The organism is Nonomuraea sp. LPB2021202275-12-8 (assembly GCF_037044575.1).
Classification (GTDB): Bacteria; Actinomycetota; Actinomycetes; order Streptosporangiales; family Streptosporangiaceae; genus Nonomuraea.
The window spans coordinates 22,120-43,728 of sequence record NZ_JBAHWD010000047.1 but is presented as its reverse complement, the minus strand read 5'-3'; the positions used below and the strand labels follow the sequence as shown (position 1 = coordinate 43,728).

At 69.9% G+C, this 21,609-nt stretch carries 19 protein-coding genes; 4 read left to right on the top strand and 15 right to left on the bottom strand.

Annotated features, from left to right (window positions below; translation table 11 throughout):
* Positions 1-91: 91 nt before the first annotated feature.
* From V5E28_RS44450 to V5E28_RS44410, 9 genes are all read right to left on the bottom strand, one after another.
* The gene (locus tag V5E28_RS44450; RefSeq protein WP_336216209.1) at positions 92-2,578 is read right to left on the bottom strand and encodes a GH116 family glycosyl-hydrolase; all 2,487 of its coding nucleotides are present in this window, start codon (positions 2,576-2,578) and stop codon (positions 92-94) included.
* Positions 2,575-3,393, bottom strand: a complete 819-nt coding sequence (locus V5E28_RS44445) for a carbohydrate ABC transporter permease (RefSeq protein WP_336216208.1) — start codon at positions 3,391-3,393, stop codon at positions 2,575-2,577. Before V5E28_RS44445 ends, V5E28_RS44450 begins: the two co-directional genes overlap by 4 nt.
* Positions 3,390-4,322: a carbohydrate ABC transporter permease gene (locus V5E28_RS44440; protein ID WP_336216207.1), complete on the bottom strand. Its 933-nt coding sequence runs from the start codon at positions 4,320-4,322 to the stop codon at positions 3,390-3,392. The genes V5E28_RS44445 and V5E28_RS44440 overlap by 4 nt, the downstream gene beginning before the upstream one ends.
* A 55-nt stretch (positions 4,323-4,377) precedes the next feature.
* Positions 4,378-5,697 carry an ABC transporter substrate-binding protein gene (locus V5E28_RS44435; protein WP_336216206.1) on the bottom strand — a complete coding sequence of 440 codons (1,320 nt, stop codon included), beginning with the start codon at positions 5,695-5,697 and terminating at the stop codon, positions 4,378-4,380.
* A gap of 53 nt (positions 5,698-5,750) precedes the next feature.
* Positions 5,751-6,824 carry a glycoside hydrolase family 172 protein gene (locus V5E28_RS44430; protein ID WP_336216205.1) on the bottom strand — a complete coding sequence of 358 codons (1,074 nt, stop codon included), beginning with the start codon at positions 6,822-6,824 and terminating at the stop codon, positions 5,751-5,753.
* Between the two features lie 102 nt (positions 6,825-6,926).
* Positions 6,927-8,414, bottom strand: coding sequence for a DUF4185 domain-containing protein (locus V5E28_RS44425; RefSeq protein WP_336216204.1), 1,488 nt, complete (start codon positions 8,412-8,414; stop codon positions 6,927-6,929).
* A 12-nt stretch (positions 8,415-8,426) separates the two neighbouring features.
* Entirely contained in the window at positions 8,427-10,049 is a 1,623-nt protein-coding gene (locus V5E28_RS44420; protein ID WP_336216203.1) for a hypothetical protein, read from the bottom strand.
* Positions 10,050-10,058: 9 nt separating this feature from the next.
* Positions 10,059-11,519 (bottom strand): FGGY-family carbohydrate kinase, encoded by a 1,461-nt coding sequence (locus V5E28_RS44415; protein WP_336216202.1) that lies wholly within the window; start codon positions 11,517-11,519, stop codon positions 10,059-10,061.
* Between the two features lie 70 nt (positions 11,520-11,589).
* Entirely contained in the window at positions 11,590-12,582 is a 993-nt protein-coding gene (locus V5E28_RS44410) for a LacI family DNA-binding transcriptional regulator (protein ID WP_336216200.1), read from the bottom strand.
* A 472-nt stretch (positions 12,583-13,054) separates the two neighbouring features.
* Between V5E28_RS44410 and V5E28_RS49865 the strand changes: the two genes are divergently transcribed.
* The 3 genes from V5E28_RS49865 to V5E28_RS44395 all read left to right on the top strand — a co-directional run bounded on the left by V5E28_RS49865 (position 13,055) and on the right by V5E28_RS44395 (position 15,063).
* On the top strand, positions 13,055-13,459 hold the full coding sequence (locus V5E28_RS49865) for a zinc-binding dehydrogenase (protein WP_442945975.1): 405 nt from the start codon (positions 13,055-13,057) through the stop codon (positions 13,457-13,459).
* Entirely contained in the window at positions 13,456-13,578 is a 123-nt protein-coding gene (locus V5E28_RS44400) for a hypothetical protein (RefSeq protein WP_336216198.1), read from the top strand. The genes V5E28_RS49865 and V5E28_RS44400 overlap by 4 nt, the downstream gene beginning before the upstream one ends.
* A 228-nt stretch (positions 13,579-13,806) precedes the next feature.
* Positions 13,807-15,063 (top strand): NAD(P)/FAD-dependent oxidoreductase, encoded by a 1,257-nt coding sequence (locus V5E28_RS44395; protein ID WP_336216197.1) that lies wholly within the window; start codon positions 13,807-13,809, stop codon positions 15,061-15,063.
* Positions 15,064-15,135: 72 nt separating this feature from the next.
* Here the strand turns inward: V5E28_RS44395 and V5E28_RS44390 are convergent, their stop codons facing one another.
* Positions 15,136-15,408, bottom strand: coding sequence for a hypothetical protein (locus V5E28_RS44390; RefSeq protein WP_336216196.1), 273 nt, complete (start codon positions 15,406-15,408; stop codon positions 15,136-15,138).
* An 83-nt stretch (positions 15,409-15,491) separates the two neighbouring features.
* Between V5E28_RS44390 and V5E28_RS44385 the strand changes: the two genes are divergently transcribed.
* Positions 15,492-15,671 carry a hypothetical protein gene (locus V5E28_RS44385; RefSeq protein WP_336216195.1) on the top strand — a complete coding sequence of 60 codons (180 nt, stop codon included), beginning with the start codon at positions 15,492-15,494 and terminating at the stop codon, positions 15,669-15,671.
* 149 nt (positions 15,672-15,820) lie between these two features.
* On the opposite strand, the gene V5E28_RS44380 is transcribed toward V5E28_RS44385, so the two are convergent.
* The 5 genes from V5E28_RS44380 to V5E28_RS44360 form a co-directional block, all read right to left on the bottom strand.
* Entirely contained in the window at positions 15,821-17,095 is a 1,275-nt protein-coding gene (locus tag V5E28_RS44380) for a serine hydrolase domain-containing protein (protein WP_336216194.1), read from the bottom strand.
* Between the two features lie 278 nt (positions 17,096-17,373).
* Positions 17,374-18,375 carry an NADPH:quinone reductase gene (locus tag V5E28_RS44375; RefSeq protein WP_336216193.1) on the bottom strand — a complete coding sequence of 334 codons (1,002 nt, stop codon included), beginning with the start codon at positions 18,373-18,375 and terminating at the stop codon, positions 17,374-17,376.
* Positions 18,376-18,627: 252 nt separating this feature from the next.
* On the bottom strand, positions 18,628-19,386 hold the full coding sequence (locus tag V5E28_RS44370; protein ID WP_336216192.1) for an ABC transporter permease: 759 nt from the start codon (positions 19,384-19,386) through the stop codon (positions 18,628-18,630).
* Positions 19,383-20,327 (bottom strand): ATP-binding cassette domain-containing protein, encoded by a 945-nt coding sequence (locus V5E28_RS44365; protein ID WP_336216190.1) that lies wholly within the window; start codon positions 20,325-20,327, stop codon positions 19,383-19,385. Before V5E28_RS44365 ends, V5E28_RS44370 begins: the two co-directional genes overlap by 4 nt.
* 5 nt (positions 20,328-20,332) lie before the next feature.
* Positions 20,333-21,541 carry a cytochrome P450 gene (locus V5E28_RS44360; protein WP_336216189.1) on the bottom strand — a complete coding sequence of 403 codons (1,209 nt, stop codon included), beginning with the start codon at positions 21,539-21,541 and terminating at the stop codon, positions 20,333-20,335.
* Positions 21,542-21,609 lie beyond the last annotated feature (68 nt).

The window sequence follows — 21,609 nt, the reverse complement described above, 5'->3', positions numbered from 1 at the left end:
CGCCGAGGCGTTCCGCTCAAGGCGCGCGTTTAGGCCGTTCTCGGCTGCCGGTCAAGAGCAGGGGCCGCGTTCGCGTGCTCGACAAGGCAGCTCAGAGACTGACGATCTCGTCGATCTTCAGCTCCCCTCGCGCGCCGACCACGCGGGCGCCGTCGGCGTCCCGGACGAGGGTCCCCCATCCCGTCGGGAGGAGCAGCGGCCATCGACCGTGCTCGCGAGGCGCCAGGGTGAGCCGCATGCCGGCGGCGTCATAGGAGGCTCCCGCCAGGGCGTCGAGCACCGACCAGCCGGCCATGGCGCGCACGTAGTGGTCGCCGCACTCGATCTGGTTGTAGGGGTTACGCCGCGTCCCGTCGTAGCGGCGCCACAGCCCGTCGAGGATCGCCCGCGCCTCGTCCTCCAGCCCCTCCCAGAGGCAGTGCGCCGCGACCTGGTACTCACTGCCGGTCCACACCTCGTCGCAGTAGCGGGTGGGCACGGCGGGCCGCCCGCCGAGCGGCCAGGTGCACATGAGCAGCCCGGTGTCGTCCTCGTCGGCGAAGACCCGGTAGGGGTGGTCGAAGTCGCGAAAGCCCTTGCGCAGGTTGTGCCCGACGATCGCGCGGAGAGCCGAGACGACGTGCTCGCGAGGCAACAGGTAACCGAGGCCGAGCTGGTGCGCCCACCATTGGCCGATGAGCTGGTCGGCCAGGCAGCCTTCGAGCCACTGGAACTCGGCCGAGTCGCCTTCCTCCAGAATCTGCACATAGTACGAACCGTTGAAGAGCGCCTGGTCGTAGCGGGCGCTGCCCCGGACGAACAGCTCGCGCAGCTCCGCGGCCAGACCCGGCTCCCCGGCCAGGATCGCCATCTCCTCGGCGGCCCGCAGCACCGCCAGCCAGAGCGTGCCCATGAACGGATTGAGCCCGCACAGGTCGATGTCGTGCGTGGAAGGCTGCACGCCGTGCAGCAGCCCGTCGCCCTCGGGGTCCCATGTCACCCGGATGTGCGCCAGCAGGCGCTTCACGCCGGGCCAGTACGGCTCCAGCGCGGCGCCGTGCCGTACCTCGCGGTAGGTCTTCAGCACCGCGCCGAGCATGCCGTCGAGCGCGGGCTCGGCCGGGCCTCCGATGGGCAGGTCCCAGAGCTGGCGCAGGTAGGTGGGCGCGATCACCCGGTGCGGCAGGTATCCCTCCGGCGCCTGCATGACCTCGAACTCGGTGGCGCGCATGCTCCGCTCCAGCGACGGGAAGAGCTTGGCCACCGCCTGCGCGTAGTTCCAGACGTGGGTGCAGTTGAGCGGGCAGGAGCCGCCGACGTCGCCCGACCACATCACGGTCGAGGCGCCGAGCACTCCTTCGAAGCCGAAGAACGCCCCGTCGGCCGCGCGGAAGCAGGAGGGGCTGCGCAGGATCGCCGCCTGCGCGGCCAGATGCTCGACCGCCGTCCGCGGCAGGCTGCTGTCGGCGAGGGTGTCCACCCAGCGCAGGGAGGTGTCACGGAGCTCGGTCCATCTGTCGCACACGTGGGCCGTCACGTCGAGGGCGTCGGCGAAGCGGGTGGCGTACGCGTTGCCGAGCCAGAACCTGGTCGGCCCCCACTGCGGATTCGGCGGGCCGAACGGCACGAAGTCCGCGTAGCGGTTCGGGAAGTACCACGCCAGGCAGAGCCGGATGTCGCGGGTTTCGCCGGGCTGCAGGACCATCGGAGCGACCACGCCGCCGTTCCACGTCTGGCCCGCCGGGCTCGGCCCGAACCCCCGCTGCGGCCCGCTGGCCTGGTAGTCCGCCTGCCAGGACGCGTGCCGTACCCGCTCCGCGTCCCCGTAGACCGCGCGCCCGGCCAGGAAGGCGAGGAACTCGTCGGGATGCGTCCACTGCGGCAGCACCGCCGCGTCGGCCGCGTCCACGGTCAGCACCGCCTGCCCGGCGCCGGGGGCCGCCGGGTCGATCACCGGGTTCTCCATGACCAGCGAGGTCCACCCGCTCGCGCGGCGCACCCGGTTGCTGTTGCCGCCGTAGCCGAGCGCGCGCACGCCGTCGATCGGGGTGGTCCCGTCGTGCCCGACCGGGTTCTGTACGGCTGCCGCCAGCCACACCTGCGCGGGCAGCGGTCCGGAGTTGGTGATCGTGAAGGTGAAGAGCGCGGCCGGGAGCGAGCTGTCGTCCACGTCGAGCGGGATCAGCGGGTTGAACGCCTCCAGCCCGACCTCGACGGGCAGCCCGTGATATTCCAGGTGGGCGAAGGGATAGATGCCGCGGAAGGTCGTGCCGCTCACTCCCTGATGCGCGCGCAGCAGTTCGAGCTGCCAGGCGGGCACGTGGTCGTCGTTCACCAGCGGCGTGGCCGGGGCCTCCGGAGCCCGCGCCTGCAGGACGAACAGCTCGTTCGCGGGCGGCTCCCATGTGCTGACGCGCAGCGCGAAGAAGGTGTGCGGCAGGACGCCGCGATGGTTGCCGGAGTTCTGCAGCTGCCACTGGCGCAACCCGCCGTCGGCGCAGATCGCGAGATTGCCGGTGCCGATCCCGCCCAGGGGCATGGCCACGTGCCTGCCCTCCTCGTGCGGGATGGGCCGGGCGTTGCTGAAGCCGGCGTTCACTTGAGCCCCGAAAGGCGCACGCCGCGGATGATGTGCCGCTGGAAGATCAGGAACAGGACGATGACGGGCAGGGCGGCCAGCGTGGAACCGGCCATGAGCAGACCGTGCTCGCTGGTCCGCTCGGAGCGGAAGGTCGCCAGGTACTGCTGGATCGGGTACAGCTCCGGGTCGGTGATGGTCAGCACCGGCCAGATGTAGGAGTTCCAGAACAGCAGGAACGAGGTGGCCCCGACCACCACGAACGCGCCCTTCGAGAGCGGGATGAAGATGTGGCGGAAGATCCGCCACGGCCCCGCCCCGTCGAGCTGGGCGGCCTCTTCCAGCGCCGTCGGGACGGACAGGAAGAACTGGCGCAGGAAGAAGACCTGCACGGCCGCGGCCGCGCCGGGGACCACCAGCACCGCCATGCTGTCCAGCATGCCCAGCTCGGTCACCACGATGAAGGAGGTCAACATGATCGCGATGCCCGGGATGAACATCGTGGTGAGCACGATGACCCAGATCGTGCGCTTGAAGGCGAACTCCAGCCGGGCGAAGGCGTAGGCGCCCAGCGCGTTGACCACCAGGCTCAGCGCCGCGAACAGGGTGGCGCCGACGAGCGTCACTCCCAGCGAGTGCAGGAACGCCTCGTCGGCCAGCAACTGGGCGTAGTTGTCCCAGCGCCACATCTCGGGGAAGAACTGGAACGGGGTGGCAACGACCTCGGTTTTGGCCTTGAATCCGGCCATCGCGAGCCAGGTCAGCGGGAACAGCGCGGCGACGATGAAGACCGCGGCCGTGCCGTACCGGAGGATCCAGCCGAGAGCGCGTCTCATGCGTCCATCGCCTTCTCTGATCTGACCAGCCGGAAGATGACCGCCGACACCGCGCCGAGCACGCCGAACAGCAGCAACGCGGCGGCGATCGAGTAGCCGACGTACAGGTCGGTGTTGAAGTGCTGCAGGATGAACAGGTTCGGCAGGTTGGTGGAGTTCACCGGGCCACCCTGGGTCATCAGCAACGGCAGGATGAGGAACTGCAGCGACGCCGCGAAGCCGGTGACCAGCAGGAACAGGATGACGTTCTTCATGAGCGGCAGCGTGATCCTGAACATCTTGGTCCACGGGCCGGCTCCGTCGAGCGAGGCGCACTCGTAGTAGGTCTCGGGGATGTCGAGCAGGCCGGCCAGCATGATCAGGGAGGCCACGCCCATGCCGATCCAGATCGCCGGAACCGCGATCGCCGGCAGCGCGGTGGCCGTGTCGCCGAGCCAGGGGATCGCCTCGATGCCGAAGAAGTCGAGGAACCAGTTGAGCAGCCCGCCGCGGTGGGTGTAGATGAGCGAGAAGACGATGGCCGCGATCACCTCGGAGATGACGGCCGGGACGTAGATCGTCACCTTCATGACGGAGGCCATCCGGCGACTGACCGTCTTGACCAGGTTGGCGAAGACGAACGCGACCGTGACCTGGACGGGCACGACGATGGCGGAGAAGAGCAGGCCGCGCGTCACCGAGTTGACGAACTCCTCGTCGGTGAGCACGTTGAGGTAGTTCTGGAGCCCGATGAAGAGGGCCGCGTCGTAGAAACTCCAGGTGAAGAAGCTGATGTAGACCGCGTGGAACAGCGGCCAGACCACGAAGACGCCGAGCAGGCCCAGCAGGGGAGCCAGCATGATGAGGGCCGCCCGGTTCTCCCGCCTCGGCCGGCGGCGGGCACCGGCGCGGGCCCCGACGCGCGTGGCCCGCAGTGACGTGACAGCCACGGGCACTCCTTTCTCCGCCGCCGGTCCGGCGCGGACCGGCGGCGGGCTGCGAGGGTCAGGAACCCTGTCCGGCCAGGTCGTTCTTGGCGATCAGAGTCTTGATCTCGGCGTCGGCCGCCTGCAGGGCCTGGTCGATGTCCTTGCCCTGCAGCGCCTTCTCGATGGCCTTGCCGAAGGCCAGGCTGACGGCCCAGTCATAGGCCGGTTCCGCCTTGGCGTACTTCACGACCTGATCTTCGATCGTCTTGGCCCACGGGTTCTCGGCCGCGGCCGGGTCCTTGGCGATCGCCTCGGCGACGGCCGCGCGCGGCGAGTACTTGGAGAACTTGGTGTTCCTGAAGAACTCGCCCAGCAGCGTGGTGTCCCCGGCCAGCAGCCAGGAGGCGAAGTCCGCGGCGGCCTGGGCGTTCTTGGACTTGGCGTCGACGACCAGCGTCCAGCCGCCGAGCGTGGCGGTGGGCTTGGTGGTGTCGCCGTCGAAGGAGGGCAGGGCCGCCACGCCGATGTTGCCGACCACCTTCGGGTAGTCCTGCAGCAGCACGCTCGCCGCCCAGGAGCCGCAGACCATCATCGCGGCCTTGCCCTGGCCCAGCGGATTGGCGTCGGCGTACGGCGCCAGCGGCTGCTTGGGCATGATCCCCTCCTGGTAGAGGGTCTGGTAGACCTGCAGCAGCTGCTTGTACTTGGGGTCGGTGGCCTGCGGCGCGGACCAGTCGTCGGTGATCGGCAGGTGTCCGGCCGCGTTCCACTGCAGGCCCCACGTCGACCACGCCATGTCGATCTGGTTCGCCGCGGTGACGACGCCCGCGACGTCCTTGGTGGTCAGCTTCTTGCCGTGGTCGATGAGCTCCTGCCAGGTGGCCGGCGGTCTGTTGGGGTCGAGCCCGGCCTGGGTGAACAGGTCCTTGCGGTAGAACAGCACGGCCGACGGCTCCACCAGCATCGGGTACGCGTACTTCTGGCCCTTGTACCGCACCGATTCGAGCACCGACTCCTGCAGGCCGGTCCACTTCTCGGCCGGGATGAGCGGGTCGAGCGCCTGGATCACGCCGGTGCGGGCGAAACCGGGCACCTTGCTGTAGTTCACCGTGTAGACGTCCGGCGCCTTGCCTGCCGCCTGGGCGGCCTTCATCTTCTGGTCCCAGGTGTCCGCCGGGACGATCACATGCTTGAGTACGACCTTGTCCTGGGCCTTGTTGAAGGCCGTGACCGCCTTCTTGTACCAGGCGTCCTCCTGGTCGGTGAACTTCTGCTGCCAGAGCGTGATCTCGGCCTTGCCGCCCTGTGCCGGTGTCTTCGCGCCCGACCCGCAGCCGGCGGCCAGCACCGTCGCGCCGGCCACGGCCGCGATCAGCCGGATGAGTTGTGTGCGCACGTCGTCTCCTTAGATGACACGTCGCCTGGGGAGTTGGAGGCTTAAGAGGAAAATCACAAGATGGGCAGCCGGGCGCCGACTGGCGGGAGGGTGAACGGCTGGTGCGGGAGCTCCTGGTACCAGTAGGCGACCGAGGACAGGTCGTCCTGGCGGCGGTTGGCGTGACCGTGCTCGATGGTCACCTTGATCGAGGTGGTGAAGGGCACCGGGTCCTCGACGTGGAAGCGGTACATCGAGATCTGCCCCGACCAGTTCTCCCCGCCCGGCAGCGTGAGGCCGTGGTAGGGGGCGTGGTACGACTGGCTCGGGCACCAGGCGGTGTTGAAGTAGTCCTCGGTCCCGGTGCCGTGCAGGCTCGGCGGGAAGGCCTCGCCGTCGATGAAGATCATGTCATCGCCCTCGCCGTACCAGTTCCAGTCGGAGGTGCGGCGCAGGTTGGTGACGTTCAGGACGCAGCCCACGTAGTGGCCGCGGCCCTCGGCCTCGAGGATGACATAGTTGCCCGCCCCGTCCAGGTTGCTCCCGCCGAACAGGTACTCGGCGTTCGACATCGCCCCCTGGTCCACCCCGTCGGCGGGAGTCTCGCGCCGCCACTGGGCGTGGAAGCGGCCCAGCCCCTCCCCCAGCTCGTCGAACTCGTCGTAGTCGATGTAGTAGTAGAACCAGAGCACCTCCTCCTCGCACTCGCTGGTCAGCTCGAACCTGGCACCGCTGCCGAAGGGCATGTGGAACCAGCAGTTGAAGGCCTTGCCGTCCTGCGGGCTCATCTGCAACGGCGCCGAGACGAAGTTGGCGGTGCGGGCGTGGCCCATGCCGAAGAAGTCCCCCAGCGGCACGAGCACGCTGGGGTGCTCGTTGTCGTCCCAGAAGACGCGCAGGACGAGCTTGCGGAGGAAGTCGCGGTCGCCGGACTCCGGCGTGCCGGGATCGCGGGGCGCCACGGTCATCCAGATGTGGTTGACCGAACCGGCGCCCCGGATGTCGGCGAGGGTGACGGTCTCCCCCGGCGCCACCGTGACGCGGTCGTCGTTGCCGCCCGAACGGTCCCAGCTCGACACCCTCCTGCGGCGGTGCGAGCGCAGACGCGGCAGGTCGCGCAGGCTGCTGCCGTACTGGCCGTACGTCACGGTTCCTCCTGATGTGCTGAGAAATCGATTGCTGCTTCCTATCGCCCCTCGGGTGACAGGTCAATGCGTGTTACTCAATCGATGTACGGACCCGTACATCGATCAGGACTTCACCAGGGCGAAGTCGTCGAGCTGGAGCCACATGTCGCCGTTGTCCGTCCAGATCCCGGCGAAGACCTCGACCGAGCCGCGGTTTCCGCTGTTGAAGGTGACGGTGTGCCTGGTCCAGTTGCCGAGCGCGCGGAAGTTTCGCTCGGCCAACGGCGCGCCGCCCGGGCTGCGGACGCCGAAGAAGCCGTTGTCGTTGTTGGGCGAGGTGCGCAGCCAGCCGGTCATGGTGTAGTTCGTGTGGGGCGTCACCGGGACGACCTGGTAGATGTCATGCCAGCCGCGGTTGTAGCGGACGAAGGCGTTGCGGTCGGCGGTGAAGGACCAGGTGCCCTGGTCGATGCCGCCGTTGCCGCGCAGCGACCAGGGCGCGGCGACCTCTCCCGTGGCCTGGCGTTCGAAGCTCGGGTCGCGGACGAGGTTCGGGTTCGTGATGGTCGCGTCCGGGTTCAGCCGCACGCGGATCAGGTAGACGTTGTAGGGAGTCCACTCCGACAGCGCCATATAGAGGTCGGGCCCCGACGACCAGGGGTGCATGAAGCCGCCGTAGAGGCCGGGGAAGTCGGCGAAACTGGCCACCACCGCAGGGCCGCTCCACGGGCCGGTGGGCGCGCTCGCGCTCCTCAGCACGACGTCGCCGCCCTTGAGGTAGGTCATCAGCCACTTGCCGGTGTAGGCGTTGAACTGCACCGACAGCTCCGACACCGGCGCCGCGACGATCGGGGCGGCCAGGGTGTCGGCGCCGGACTGCCAGGCGCTACCCGTCCAGTACCGGTAGGCGGACTTGGTGAGGATCGCCCCCTCGGGCACCCGGGCCACATAGGCGGCGCCGTTGCGGCCGTTGGGCGTGCCGAACATGTAGACGTAGCCGTCACGACGGACGAAGGCCGCCATCTGGAAGTGGTTGGCGCCGCCGGGGTTGTCCCAGCGAGGGCCGCCGGTCACCCAGTTCTGGCCGTTGTCGTCGGAGTAGGCGATGGCGGCGTGGTTGGTGTCCCAGTGCCCCGGCTCTCCCCAGTGCCGCACCGACATGTAGGCGAGGTACTGCCGGGTCCCGACCGACACCCCGGCCGTGGGGATGACGGTGATCTCGTCGCCGTCGACCTTCCTGCTCGGGATGAGCTCCTTGGCGTGGCCGGGCGCATCGGTGGCCGCGCTGCCGAAGGACATGCCGTCGGCCAGGTTCCGGTCGGTGCTGCGCAGGAGCACCTGGCTGCGCCAGTCGTCGCCGTTGGCGCCCGGCGGCTGCCAGGAGTCGCCGAACGTGTCGCCGAACGCGGCCAGGATCTCCCCGCTCCCGTTGTCCCACATGATGCCAAGGTCGGTCGCCTTGACCTTCCAGGCGGCGTCGGTGGCGCTGAGCGAGCCGGGACCGGTCATCTTGCTCACCACGACGGCCGGGGAGTGCACCGTCGAGGCTTGGGCGGGCCCGGTGAGCGCCAGGCCCAGGAGCGGGATCAGTGCGATGCGTAAGGGCTTCACGGGCCCCTCCTTCTAGGAGATTCCGCACAGGTGCACGTGCACGCCGAGTTCGGCGAAGGCCGCGGCCTTGGCGGCGAGCGCGCGGTCGGCGCCCTCCGCGTCGTCGGCGTAGGCGACGTTGAGGTGGTTGGCCCGGTGGCGGGCCATGAACTGGTTGCGGGTGACGCCGTGCAGCACGGCGTGCATGATCGGCCACTGCGGGGTGGTGGCGTCGAGCCGGCGCCTGGTCTCCTCCTCGGGCAGCTCGACGACGGTCGCGCGGCCGAGGTCGGCGTGGAGCTCGCCGTCCATGATGAACACGCGCGACCAGACGATCTCGCCGGGCCTGGAGACGCCGCTGAGCGTGCCGCCGCCGAGGGGGAAGTACATCGGAGGTTGCCGCATGCTCCACGAGTTGCGGTATCCGCCGTTGTGCGAGGCGGGAACGGATCCCGAGATCTCGAAGACCCAGACGAACCGCCCGTCGTACTCCTCGCCCCAGCGGATGTCGTGCAGCGTGGTCGCCGGATCGAGGCCCATCGCGGTCCAGATGCGGTTGGTGATCAGCGAGTCGACGGCGACGCCCTCGTCGACCTCGTTGAAGTGTGGCAGCGGCCGTCCCGCGTAGAGCTCGCGGGAACCGTCGCGGCTGGACACCGGCGGGCGGGAGACGTTGTTGAGCAGGCCCTCCACCAGGTCGCTGGCCGGAACGACGTCCTTCAGGCCCTGCTGGTACTGGATGCCCACCGCGTCGAGGCCGAAGTCGTCGGCGATGCGCAGCGCGGCGACGTACATCTTGAACTGGCTGGTCAGCTGCGCCTCGGTCAGCTCGGTGGCCTCGTCCGCGCCGAGGTGGAAGGTCAGACCCATGTCGTCGAGCCAGGCGCGGACCTGCCCGGCCTCCTCGTCGCCGACCCTGAGCATCTCGGCGACGAGCGCGCTCTGCGAGAGGCGTTCCTTGTAGATGCCCAGGGGGTTGAGCAGCTCGTCGTCGATGATGGCGTTGTACATGCCCATGCAGCCCTCGTCGAAGACCCCGATGATCGCCTTCTCGGTGGCGAGCTGCTGGGCGACGGCCTTGCCGAGAGCGACCTCCAGACTGTCCCCTTTCTGCTCATATTTCGTCACATGGCTGGTGTCGTGACTGAGCTCCCCGCTCTCCAGCCAGGTCTTCAGGCCGTGCCGGGACCACTCGTCGGTGAAGGTCTCGCTCCACAGCACCGAGTACGGCCGGCCCGCCTTGGTCAGGCTCCCGGCCAGGTTCAGCAGGCCGACCAGGCCGGGCCACTGGCCGCTCCAGTTCGCCACGATCAGGATCGGGCCGCGATGGCCGCGCAGCCCGGCCAGCACGTGGTGGCTGTATTGCCAGACCGCCTCGACCACGATGAGCGGCGCGTCGGGCGGCAGGGTCTTGAAGACTTCGATGCCGGCGCGCTGGCTGTCGATGAAGCCGTGGCCCTTGGCGGGGTCGACCTCGTGGCCCCGCCGTACCGACCAGCCGAGATCGCGAAGCGCCTTGGCGAGATCGGCTTCCAGTTTCTCCTGGACCGGCCAGCAGGTCTGGTTCGCGCTCTGGCGCAGGTCGCCGCTCGCGACGGTGTAGACGACGCCGGGCTCCGCCGCGGGCGGCTCGATGAGCTGGGGGAACTGGTACATGTCTGCCCTTCAACGATGCTGACGGTCGGCGAGCCCGTGGGCGAGGCTCGCAGTGCTGGGGTAGAGCTGCAGGTAGAGGCGGTAGAGCTCGGTGTACGCGGCCACTGCTTCCGGCCGTGGGGAGACCACGTGGCGCACGGGGTTCCAGGCGTCGACGTCGGTCTGGCCGATGAGCCCGCCGGCGAGCAGGGCGCCGCCGTACGATGCGCCGATGGAGGTGACACGGACCTCCTGGGGCAGGCCGGTGACGTCGGAGACGATCTGGGTCCACGAGCCGCCCTGGGTGCCGCCGCCGACGGCGACGATGCGACGGATGTCGCCTCCGGCTGCCCGCATGGTCTCGATGTTGTGGCGGACGGCGAAGCCGGTCGCCTCCAGCGCGGCCCGGTAGAGGTCGCCACGGGTGTGTGAGACGGTGAGGCCGGCGATCACGCCTCTGGCTCGCGGGTCCATGATGGGCGTGCGCTCACCGGCGAAGTAGGGCAGCATGAGCAGGCCGTTGGCCCCGACCCCGGACTCCTCGGCCTCCCGCAGGAGATCGCGGTAGCCGACGCCGAACAGGTCGCGCAGCCACGCGGTGATCGCGCCGGAGGTGGCCATGCCGCCGGCCAGGTTGTAGGTGCCGGGCGCCGCGCCGACCGTCCCCCAGAGGCCGGGCCAGGTCCGGTGCTCGGCGGTGGTGTGGATGAGGAACATGGTCGTGCCGTACATGAGCATGAGGTCGCCGGCGTTGTGGGCGCCGACGCTGAGCGCCTCGGCCCAGGCGTCGATCGTCCCGGTGATCACCGGGATGCCCTGCGGGAGATCGGTTTCCCGGGCGGCCTGCCGGGTGATCGTGCCCGCCTGCTCGCCCGGCCAGCGCAGCGGTGGCAGCTCGATGCCCGGTGCGACGGCATCGGCCCACGGGCGGTGCCAGCCGAGGCGGCCGACATCGTAGAGCGGGGTGCACTGGCTGGCCGAGTGATGGTCGAGCAGGTAGGCGCCGGTGAGCTTGCGCACCAGCCAGGAGCTCGGCATGTACAGCCGGCGTGCCTTCGCGTAGCGCTCGGGCTCCTCCTCGGCGACCCAGGCGATCTTCGCGCCGGCGGCCTGGCTCGACAGGTCGGAGCCGCCCCGCCGGCGGATCTCGGCCGCGCCGAGCTCGCGTTCGAGCCTTTCGATCTGCCTGGTGGAGCGGGTGTCGACGCCGTAGAGGATCGCGGGACGCACCGGCTCGTCATCGGCGTCGGCCAGCAGCACGCACGGGCCCATGCCGCTCACCCCGACCGCCCCGACCTCCACGTCGCGCCCCAGCTCGCGGGCCAGCTCGGCGAACTCCTGCCACCAGATCCGGCCGTCCATCTCGACCTGCCCGGGGCCCGGCCGGTCCACCGTGTGCTCGCGTACCGCCGACCGCTGCACCGTGCCGTCCGGGCTCACCAGCACGCCCTTGCTGCTGGAGGTCCCGATGTCGACGCCGAGCACGTACATGAGCAACCCCTGAGAAATCGATTGCTGACTTCCGCAGACGCTAGTGAACCGCGCCATCGGAGTCAACAACTCAGCGGCGCGAGCTCTCCCGGACGTGCAGCTGGGTGTGCAGGGTGACGCTGGTCGCCGGGCGGGTGGGCTCGGTGATCCGCTCGGCGAGCAGCAGGGCGGCGGTGCGGCCCAGTTCGTAGGTGGGCTGGTCCACGGTGGTCAGGCTGGGCCGGACCAGGTGTGCCCACGGGATGTTGTCGAAGCCGGCCACGCCGACCTCCTCGGGGATGCGCACGCCCTGGTCGACCAGGCATTCCACGGCGCCCACCGTCATCAGGTTGTTGGCGGCGAAGACGGCGTCGGGACGCGGGTCCTGCCGCAGCAGATCCGCCATCGCGGCGTAGCCGCCCTCCTCGCGGAAGTCGGCGAACCTGATCAGTTCCGTCCTGACCGGGCGGCCTCTGGCGCGCAGGGCCCGCTGGTAGCCGCGCAGGCGCTGGGCGGCGGTCGACAACCGGCGCGGGCCCGTGATGCAGGCGATGCGCTCGTAACCCGCCTCGACCAGGTGGTCCGTGGCCAGCTCCGCGCCGTGCTCGTTGTCCACCAGCACGATGTCGACAGCGACTCCGGGCGGCTGCCGGTCGATGACGACCACCGGGACCCCGGCCTCCACCAGCCGGTTGACGTGCGTGGCCCGGCCCGACGGCGAGATGATCACCCCGGCCATCTGGTCGTCCAGCGCGGCGGTGACGTACCTGCCCTCCTTGGCGGGGTCCTCGTCGCTGTTGCACAGGACGACCGAGAAGCCGGCCTTCTGCGCGACGTCCTCCACGCCGCGGACCATCGCGGTGAAGAACGGGTTGCCGATGTCGGAGATGATGACGGCCCACAGTGTGGTCTGGCTCTTGCGCAGGCTCCGTGCCACGGCGTTGGGCCGGTATTTGAGCTCGCCCATGGCCTGCCGTACCCGCTCGGCCAGTACCGGATCGACGCTCGACCGGCCGTTGACCACCCGCGAAACCGTCGCCGCGGACACACCCGCGTGGCGCGCCACGTCGTAGATCGTCGTCATCCCCGTCCTCGTTTCGGATCGTCTGGGGGAAGACTAACTGCAATCGATTCCTCGATAAGGGGCGGCTGCGGCTGCGGGTACCTGTTCGTCGTCGGGTCTCCCCCTCCGGGCGGGCGCTGGCGGGACGGCGAGCTGGTCCTCGCCAAGCCGTCCCTGGCCGCGACGATCCGCGCTGGGGGCCAGCGGGTGTTCGGCTGACCGACTGGAGCCGCAACGGCTCGCTGGCCGAGTACGTCGCGGCGGAGGCTCGCAACCTCGCGCCCCTGCCGGCCGGCGTCGACCACACCGTGGCCGCCGCGCTGCCGATCTCAGGGCTGACCGCATCGCAGGGCCTGTTCGACCACGGCCGCCTCGCCGCCGGCCAGACCGTCCTGATCCACGGCTTCGCGGGCGGTGTCGGTTCCATCGCGGTGCAGCTCGCGCGCGAGGCGGGAGCCCGGGTGATCGGCACCGGCCGGCCGCCGCCAGGGACATGGCACTCGAGCTCGGCGTGGACGTCTTCCTGGACCTGCAGGCCGACTCCCTGGAAGATGCCGGTCAGGTCGACGTGGTGTTCGACGTGATCGGCGGCGACATCATGGACCGCTCCGCCGCGCTGGTGCGCCCCGGCGGCACGCTCGTCGCCATCGCCTCGCCCCCGACGGTCCGCCCCCGGAAGGGCAGGCGATCTTCTTCATCGTCGAACCCGATCGCGTCCAGCTCGCGGACCTGGCCCGGCGGCTCCGGGACGGACGGCTCCGCCCGATGGTCGGGGCCGTGCGAACGCTCGCCGAGGCGCCCTCCGCGTTCGCCCAGCACGCCCCCGGCAAGACGATCATCCGGGTCACGGAAGGCGAATAGCCGGCTCAGTCGCCGGCGACCGTGTATCGGCTCGTGATCGCCACGCGGTTGAAGGCGTTCATCACGGTCGACAGCCAGGCGACCGCCGAGACCCCTGACGCCGATATTTATGTGGCGGGCATCGCAGGGCATCTTGTCAGCCTTGCCGAGATTTGACCACGCCGTCACCACCGGTCTGTCGGCGCGGGGTACGGCACTGGCATGACCGAGCGCACGCCGATGCCCGCGGCCCCCCGTGGCGCGTGAAGGACGGGAGTTGTCGTGACCCCGGGCATGCGCGAGCAGCTGCCCGAGGCGATGACCCGCATCTCTGAGACGAATCGCGGAGGAGGCCCGGTGATGGCCCGTGTGTTGCTTCCACTGAAGAGCGCTGTGAAGACACCCGTGGAACGGGGGAAGGCCCGCCCCAAGCCGGCGAGGCGACCGGCCAGGCCCCGCGTCGTGGTCGTGGGCGCGGGCTTCGCCGGCCTGAACGCGGCCCGTGAGCTCGCCCGCGGCGGCGCGCTCGTCGCCGTTGTCGACCCTCGCCCGTACACCACCTTCCAGCCTCTGCTCTACCAGGTCGCCTCGGCAGGCATCAACGCCGGGGACGTCGCCTACCCACTGCGCACCTTCGCCGGCAAGTACCCCAACGTCCGCGTCCGCATATCCAGGCTGAGCAGCCTGAACCTCGACGACAAATGGGTGGAGCTCGCCGACGGTACCGTCATCGACTACGACTACCTCGTGCTCGCCACCGGCGTCACCACCAACTGGCTCGGCATCGAAGGCGCCCAGGAGCATGCCATGCCGACGTACTCCGTCCGCGACGCCGTCACCCTGCGGGAGCGGATGCAGCGCTGCCTGGAGGAGACCGCCGAGGGCAAGCGCCCCAGCACCCACATCGTCATCATCGGCGGCGGCGCCACCGGCGTCGAGACGGCCGGGGTCATGGCGGAACTGCGCCGCCGTACCATCCCGCTCACCCACCCGGAGATCAAGCCTGAGCAGACCAGCGTCACCCTGGTCGAGCGGTTCGACTATGTGCTCGCACCGTACAAGCCGCGCCTGCGCGACGCCGCCGCCGACGCGCTGCGCAAGCGCGGCGTCAACCTCAGGCTCGGCAGCACCGTCGCCGCGGTCGAACCGGACGCGGTCGTCCTCGACGACGGCACCCGGCTGCCCAGCGACATCACCATCTGGGCGCCCGGCGTCATCGCGCCCAAGGAGGTCGCCGACTGCGGCCTGCCGCAGGGCAAGGGCGGCAGGGTCATCGTCACCGAGGCGCTCAACCTGGAGGCCCATCCGGAGGTGTTCGTCGCCGGTGACCTCGCGCTGCCCCCCGAGCCGCTGCCGCAGCTCGCCCAGCCGGCGATCCAGATGGGCAGGCATGTGGGCCGGCAGATCCTCGCCACCGCCCGGGGCCGCCCAGCCCAGCGGTTCTCCTACCGCGACCCCGGCATCATGGCGATCGTCGGCCGCGCTGAGGCCGTGATACAGCTGCGCAACGGCGCGACCATGCATGGCCTGTTGCCCTGGCTGGCGTGGATCTTCGTGCACATCGGGTACCTGCTGGGCGGGCGGAACCGGATCACCGTGCTCAACGACTTCTTCTGGCGTTACCTGGGCCCACGCCACAGCGCGGCCTCGGTCACCGAGTGACCCCGGAGGATGAACCAGGAGATCTCGCCGGGGGGCCGCGATCTCACGACGGGTCTCGGGGCCGGCCCCTGGTCAGCGCGACAAGGCGGGTGGCTCGCCGAGGAGGACGTGAGTCGGCGGCGCGGCGTCAGCGGTGCGGGAGGGGTCGTACCGCGCCCAGCCTTCCCGCAGTTCCTGGGTCACTTCCTCGCCGGTGCACACGTGGACGGCCTCGAGGTGGACCGGGCAGACGGCCGCGGCGTAGGCCAGTGCCCGCAGGGCGGGACTGCTCAGCCGGGACACCAGCACCATGGCATGACTGCGCGCCGGCCGGACCGGAGCCGCGGCGGGCGTGGTCGCGCTCAAGGAAGTCACCACCCACGGTCCGGGCCGGTGAGCCCGGAACCGGGGTGGTGGCCAGGCGGCTGTCCCGCAGAAGGAGTACCGAGATGCAAGTGACCTATGACTCCGTGGCCGATCTGGCCGAAGCCCTGCGCCGAGCGGAGACCGCGCATGGCCGGCACGAGCAGGAGACCGGGCAGCCCGACCCCGACTGGCCGACCTGGTACGCGCAGTACATGATGGACGAGCAGGCCGGGGACGCCGGTCCTGCGAGCCCGAGCGGATGAGTACCGCCCACGTCCCGTCGGGTCCGACCGGCCCCTGAGCGCCGTCGAACCTCCGGCCACCCTTCCTGCTCACGTTCTCGGAGCCGCCGCGGGTGCGCCGCGTGCGCACAGAAGGCGACCCGGCGACACCTCTGACGTCCGGCGCCGGATCAGAGGTAGCGCGGGAACAGGTCCGTCGTCGGCCAGGCCGTCACCTTGCTGATCTGGGCGTTCATGCGCGGGCTGAGCACGTCGAAGTCCAGCGACCCGCTCTCCTCGTTCCGGTTGAACAGGGCGGCGTAGGTGAAGCCGTTCTGCAGCCGGGCGGTGTAGGTGTAGGTCCCCGGCAACCCTCCGTTGTGCCAGGTGTTGAGATGCCCCGTCACCTGGCGGACCCACAGACCGGCCCCGTACCACGAGCCGCCCTCCGTGACGCCGATCTCCGGCTTGGCCACCACCCTGCCGATGGAGGTCGCGTTCAGCACCGTACCGGGGGCGTCGAGGATGCGCGCGAAGCGCACCAGGTCCACCGCCGAGGCCAGCCAGCCGCCGCCCGGCCCGCGGTTCTCCATGCTGAAGGCACCGTACGGCGCCGGCACGATCGTGCCGGACGTGTCCGTGACGGTCCGGCTCGTCTGCGCCGACTCGTAGACGATCTCGCCGGGCGCGGCCTGCGCCTTGAGGGTACGGCCGAGCCGCATGCGGCTGATGCCGACGGGCGCCAGGATCTTCTGCTTGACATACGACTCGTAGGCCATGCCCGACGCCTTCTCGACGATCATGCCGAGCAGCATGTAGCCGTAGTTGCTGTAGGCGTACCTGCTGCCGGGGGCGAAATCGAGCGGGCGGCCGCAGGCGTACTGGATGATGTGGTCGCGCGTGATCGGCAGGGAGGCGCCGAGCGATCTGGAGATGGTGTGGTCCATGTACAGGTAATCGCCCGAGATGTCGCGGTCCCACCCGCCCGTGTGCTGCAGGAGACGCCACACCGTCACGTTCGCCAGCCGGGCGTCGGCCGTGGTCGGCAGCCCGAGCAGCGTGGCGACGGACGCTCCCAAACTCAGTTTGCCGTCCTGCGCCAGCCTCATGATCGCGACGGCGGTGATGTGCTTGCTGAGGCTCGCGATGCGAAACAACGAGGTGGGCGTGAACTTCGGCACTGAGGGGTCGTCACTGTAGCGGTAGGCCCTGGCCAGCACGAGTTTGCCGTTCTTGGTGATGGCGAGCTGCGCGCAGGAGATCCCGCGCTCCACAAGGTAGGTCTTCAGCATGTTGTCGAACCCGAGGAGCGCGGCCGGCGCCACTCCCGCGGTCTGGACCGTCGCGGCGAAGGCCGGTCGTGGAGTTCCCAGCGCGAGGGCGGGCAAGGTGGCGGCGCCCGCCGCCAGGAATCGCCGCCTGCTCAGGCCGTTCGATACGGACAGGTTCGAATCGTTTATCGTCATGAACAGATATTTAGTGGATCACTGGCCTCGACGGACCGGTTTTACCGGTATTGCCCCTCCTGTCCGCGGTGACCGCCATCTCTGCCCCACGCCGAAACGCTCCTTCGACCGCTTGGCTGGGTCCACCTGGTGGCCGGAGTGTGGCCACGGCCGACCGCCGCGGCGTCGGCGAGCCGTTCGTCGGCCTCGGGTCTGCCGACACCGCCCACCCACAGAAGCCGACAAGGCCGCCGCCACGGACGCGCTCATCACAGACAGCCGATTTCTGCGCGCCCCCGTCACGGCAGGACGACAATGCGTCCCCTGACACGGTGGGGGCCGCGGCTCTCCTGAAGGCGATGCGCCTCGGCGGCATCGGACAGGGGCAGCGTCGCCCCGATGCGGGTGCGGAGCCCGTCCGCCGCCAGCAACCCGTTGATCGTCGTCGCGGCGGACCGGAGATCGCTGATCGACGCGTTGCTGATGGCGAATCCGCGAATGCTCATGTCCCGCAGGTAGAGTTCGCCCGCCGGCAGGGTCGGTCGCGAGCGGAGCCCCGCCACGACGATGACGCGCCCTCCCTGGGCCAGCAGCGGCAGCGTGGCCTCGATGTCGTTCTCGCCTGAGTTGTCCCAGAAGATGTCCACGCCGCCCGGGGTCGCGTCCTGGATGTGCTTCGTCGCGTGTGGATCGTGGTAGTCGACGACGGTGTGCGCGCCGAGAGCGAGGCACCAGTCGGCGTCCTGTTCGGACGCGGTGGCGACGGCTCTCGCGCCCGCGGCGACGGCGAGCTGGATGACCGCGCTGCCGACCCCACCGGCAGCGCCGTTGACGAGGACGGTTTCGCCGACGCGGATCCGTCCCTCGCGGAACAGCCCGATGTGGGCCGTCGCCGCGGTGTGCAGGACGCTCACGGCCGTGTCCGGGGAGACACCCGCCGGCAGTCGGTACAGCCGCTCGACAGGAACGATCGCGTACTGGGCGAACGAACCCTGACGGCCGCCGTGGCCGAGGCTGTTGCACCACACGCGATCTCCAGGCTGGAATCCCGGGACCCCGGCGCCGCATGCGGCCACGGTCCCGACCAGGTCACGGCCGATGACGAACGGGAAGGGGGTGTGGGTGCTATAGGCGCCGGAGCGGACGAACGTGTCGACGTGATTCACCGCCAGCGCTTCGGTGCGAACGAGCACGTCCGTGGGGCCGGGCACCGGGACCGGCAGGTCACCGACCCGGATGCGGTCCGCGGGGCCGTGGCCGGTGATGTACGCGGCCGTCATGACCGCCGGTGCGTCGTCCATCCGAACTCCTCCTGTCCGAGGGGCGACGGGGAGCCGCCCGCATCATGCGAGACCACGACCTGGTGACCAGCGCTGTGACCCGCACATCGGAGAGAGATTCGAATGGCATGGCCCAGGACGGTAGGCCTACCCATCAGGGCAGACACCTCCCGTCATCAACCGGCCACGTCCCGACCTACGACGAGCTCACCTTCGTCCAGCAACGCCACTGGGCCGCCCAGCGAATGCTCTGTCCTGGTCGAGGGGGGAATCTCATCGGTTGTAGAGCCTCCGTGCCCACAGGTATCCGGCCAGGGCGATGGCCGCGCTCCAGCCGGCCGCCTCCACGAAGCTGGAGCCGGCGGGACGGCCCGCCAGCAGCGCGCGCAGGGTCTCGATGACGGGGGTGAACGGCTGGTGCTCGGCGAACCAGCGCAATCCGGTCGGCATCGACTCGGTCGGGACGAAGCCGCTGCCGAGGAAGGGCAGCATCATCAGCGGCATCGGCAGGTTGCTGGCCGTGGCGACGCTTTTGGAGACCATGGCGAGCGCGACCGACAGCCAGGTGATGGCGAGGGTGAACATGGCCAGCACGCCGACCACGCCGAGCCAGTCCAGCGCCGAGGCGGACGGGCGGAAGCCGATCAGCAAAGCCACTCCGGTCGCCACCGCGATCGCGAGGAACGTCTGCACCATCGCCCCGAGCACGTGCCCGGTGAGCACCGAGACGCGGGCGATGGCCATGGTCTTGAACCTGGCGATGATGCCCTCGGCCATATCGGTGGCCACCGAGATCGCGGTCCCCTGCGCGGCTCCGGCGATCGTCGTGATCATGATGCCGGGGGCGAGGTAGCCGACGTAGGCGGCGCGGTCGCCGCCGATGCCCGCGCCCATGGTGCCGCCGAAGACGTAGACGAACAGCAGCAGGAACACCACGGGCACGGCGGCGAACGTGAGGATCAGCGACGGGTAGCGCCAGATGTGCTTGACCTGGCGGCGCAGCATCGTCGCCGAGTCGGTGATCGCTCTCATCGGGCGGGCTCCTTGGTCAGGGTGAGGAAGACGTCGTCCAGGTCGGGAGTGTGGACCGTCAGCTCGGCGACGTCGACGGCCTGGGCGTCCAGCCACTCCAGGAGCTTCTTCAACGTCTTGACGCTGCCGGAGTTGGGGATCTGGACGGTGAGCGCCGCGTCGTTGCGCGAGGTGGCGCCGACGTGCGGAGCCGCCCTGCGGTAGCCGTCGGCGTCGGCGAAGCGCACGACGATGTGGCCGCCGGGGACCAGCTGCTTGAGCTCCTCCGCGGTGCCCTCGGCCACCAGCCCGCCCTGGCTGAGCAGGGCGATGCGGTCGGCGAGCTCGTCGGCCTCCTCCAGGTACTGCGTCGTCAGGAAGATGGTCACGCCGTCCTGCTCGACCAGTTCCCTGACGATCTGCCACATGGTCCGGCGGCTGCGCGGGTCCAGGCCGGTGGTCGGCTCGTCGAGGAAGATGAGCTTGGGCGTGCCGACCATGGTCATGGCGAGGTCGAGCCGGCGGCGCATGCCGCCCGAGTAGGTGACCGCAGGCTTGCCTGCGGCGTCGGTGAGGTCGAAGCGCTCCAGCAACTCGCGGGTGCGCCTGCTGCCGCGGGAGCGGCCGAGGTGGAGCAGGTCGGCCATGAGCCGCAGGTTCTCCTCGCCGGTGAGCAGGCCGTCCACGGCGGAGAACTGGCCGGTGACGCCGATCGCGGCGCGCACCTTGTCGGGTTCTCTGGCCAGGTCGTGCCCGGCCACCCAGATCTCGCCGGCGTCGGCCTTGATCAGGGTGGACAGGATCTGCACCGTGGTGGTCTTGCCCGCTCCGTTGGGGCCGAGCAGGGAGAAGATCGTGCCCTGCGGGATGGTGAGGTCGATGCCGTCCAGGACGCGGTGCGAGCCGTATGACTTGCGCAGTCCCGTCACCGAGATGGCGGGGGCGCCGTGGATGGTGCGCATCGCGCTCACCCCCGGTCCCAGGTGACGGGCAGGCCGCGCACGCCGTAGATCTGCGAGGGGTCGGTGCGCAGCGGCACCTCTTCTGCCGGAACGGCGAGCCTTAGCGCGGGGAATCGGGTGAGCAGCGCGGGGAAGGCGACGCGCATCTCGATGCGCGCGAGCTGCTGGCCGAGGCACTGGTGGACGCCGTGACCGAAGGCCAGGTGCCCGGTGGCCGGGCGGCGCAGTTCGAGCATGTCGGAGTCGGGGAACTTGGCTGGGTCCCTGTTGGCGGCGTTGAGCGCGATGATGACCGTGTCGCCTGCCTTGAGCTGCCTGCCGCCGAGCTCGACGTCCTCCAGCACGCCGCGCATGCCGGTGGCCGCGATGGACAGGTAGCGCAGCAGCTCCTCCACGGCGCCGGCGGCCAGGCCGGGGTCGTCGCGCAGGGCGGCGAGCTGGGCCGGGTTGCGCAGCAGGGCGAAGGTGCCGAGCGCGAGCATGTTGGCGGTGGTGTCCAGGCCGGCGCCGAGCAGGAAGGCGGCCACGCCGCCGAGCTCCTCGTCGGTCAGGTCGCTGCCGGTGGCCAGGTCGCTGAGCAGGTCGTCAGTCGGCTTGGCACGCTTGGCGAGGGCAAGGTCCCGCAGGTATTCGCCGAGTTCGATGAAGGCGGCGTACTGGGCCTCGGGGCTCCCGGTGTCCGAGACGGCCCGCGTCTGGTCCTGGAACTGCTCGCGGTCCTCGTACGGCACGCCGAGCAGCTCGCAGATCATCATGGCGGGGACGGGCTGGGCGAAGACCTCGACGAGGTCGGCGGGCGGCCCCTGCCGCTCCATCGCGTCGAGCCGCTCACGGGTGATCTCGGTGACTCGCTCGGTGAGCAGGTTCATCCTGCGGACGGTGAACTTGCCCGCCAGCATCTTGCGGAAGCGGGTGTGCTGGGGCGCGTCCATGCCGGTCAGGTCGCCGACGGGGGCGGGCGGCAGGTGCCCGCCCACCACTGGGTGGTACTGGGTCTCGTAGCGGGAGCTGAAGCGCGGGTCGGCGAGGAGCTGGCGGACCTGGTCGTAGCCGGAGACCAGCCAGACGCCGGGGGCGCCTTCGGGCGCGGCCAGGGGCACGATCGGCTGCTCGGCGCGCAGGGCGGTGACCTCGGGGGCGGGGTCGAAGGGGCAGGCGGGTGCGCGGTCGAAGGACGGGGCGACCGGTTCTTCACGATAGTACGTGTTCGACATAGCTTGAAAGCTACGTTGCGTTCAGAACAATTGTCAATTCATCGTCTGTATATTCGCAGGTCAAAGCA

Excerpts from the sequence above, each read along its gene's own strand:
- V5E28_RS44445 (WP_336216208.1), bottom strand. The coding sequence starts at position 3,393 with ATGAGACGCGCTCTCGGCTGGATCCTCCGGTACGGCACGGCCGCGGTC.
- V5E28_RS44420 (WP_336216203.1), bottom strand. The coding sequence starts at position 10,049 with ATGTACCAGTTCCCCCAGCTCATCGAGCCGCCCGCGGCGGAGCCCGGC.
- V5E28_RS44415 (WP_336216202.1), bottom strand. The coding sequence starts at position 11,519 with ATGTACGTGCTCGGCGTCGACATCGGGACCTCCAGCAGCAAGGGCGTG.
- V5E28_RS44410 (WP_336216200.1), bottom strand. The coding sequence starts at position 12,582 with ATGACGACGATCTACGACGTGGCGCGCCACGCGGGTGTGTCCGCGGCG.
- V5E28_RS49865 (WP_442945975.1), top strand. The coding sequence starts at position 13,055 with ATGGCACTCGAGCTCGGCGTGGACGTCTTCCTGGACCTGCAGGCCGAC.
- V5E28_RS44385 (WP_336216195.1), top strand. The coding sequence starts at position 15,492 with ATGCAAGTGACCTATGACTCCGTGGCCGATCTGGCCGAAGCCCTGCGC.
- V5E28_RS44380 (WP_336216194.1), bottom strand. The coding sequence starts at position 17,095 with ATGACGATAAACGATTCGAACCTGTCCGTATCGAACGGCCTGAGCAGG.
- V5E28_RS44375 (WP_336216193.1), bottom strand. The coding sequence starts at position 18,375 with ATGGACGACGCACCGGCGGTCATGACGGCCGCGTACATCACCGGCCAC.
- V5E28_RS44370 (WP_336216192.1), bottom strand. The coding sequence starts at position 19,386 with ATGAGAGCGATCACCGACTCGGCGACGATGCTGCGCCGCCAGGTCAAG.
- V5E28_RS44365 (WP_336216190.1), bottom strand. The coding sequence starts at position 20,327 with ATGCGCACCATCCACGGCGCCCCCGCCATCTCGGTGACGGGACTGCGC.
- V5E28_RS44360 (WP_336216189.1), bottom strand. The coding sequence starts at position 21,541 with ATGTCGAACACGTACTATCGTGAAGAACCGGTCGCCCCGTCCTTCGAC.